We start from the raw sequence: 899 nt of genomic DNA on the forward strand, positions 1-899 counted from the left end.
AGCTGCCCGCGGCGTTCCAACCACACCTCACAGCTGGCATCACACAACAGGTATTGGCGGTCGGCATCAGTCAGCAGCGAGCCCAGATGCAGCCAGCCGGCGCGCTTGTCGACATCGAGATGCACGATCACGCTGGTGTGCTGGCCGTGCGGGCGCCGCGCCACCTCAGCGTCCCAGGCCGATTCCACCATGCGCACGAACGCATCGGTGAGCGTCGGCAACGGCGCAAGACACTGCGACTCGCGCTGCGCACGGCGTTCGGGCTCCTCGCCGGGGGTGTCGGGACCGTACGCGTCGGTGTGTTCGCTGATCAACGCCGCACGATGGGACTGCAGCGCGGCGTCGACCTTGGCCGCCTCGATATTGGGCACGGTGATCCGGTAGGTGGTGAACTCCGCACCGCTGATCTTGGTGATCGACCGCTGCGGCTCAGGTTTGGGATCAGGCTTCGGGCGCGGTTCCAGCCGGACCGCGGTGCGCAGCTGGTTGACCGTGGCCACCGACGCCAGCTTCGCGTAATGCTCATCAGAACCGTGGCCCGCGCGCTGGGCGATCACCGCGACCTGATCCAACGACAACCGGCCCTGCGACATCTCGGCGGTACAGCGGGGGAACTCCTCGAACCGATCGGCGATCGCAGCCACCGACTTGGCCGTCGCCTCGGCCATACCCAACTTCCAAGCCACCAACGCCTTGACCGACCGCGCCCCGGTGATCCCCCACAAGTTGTCGTGATCGAGCTCGGCGACGATCTCCACGATGCGCCCATCAACGGCATTGCGCTGACCCGCCAACTCCTCCAACTGCCCAAACAACTCCTCCAGACGCTCGAGGCGACTCAAATCCACCTCAACACCAGAAGGAGCGAACGAAACCATAACCGCATCATGACAGCACCC

The 899-nt window shown here is 65.4% G+C and carries 1 protein-coding gene; it reads right to left on the reverse strand.

Annotated features, from left to right (window positions below; genetic code table 11):
- A partial coding sequence (locus AU188_RS18895; protein ID WP_082686696.1) for a DUF222 domain-containing protein occupies window positions 1-878 on the reverse strand: 878 nt, incomplete at its 3' end.
- Window positions 879-899: the final 21 nt, after the last annotated feature.

It is taken from the genome of Mycobacterium sp. IS-3022, from assembly GCF_001500065.1.
Lineage (GTDB): Bacteria > Actinomycetota > Actinomycetes > Mycobacteriales > Mycobacteriaceae > Mycobacterium.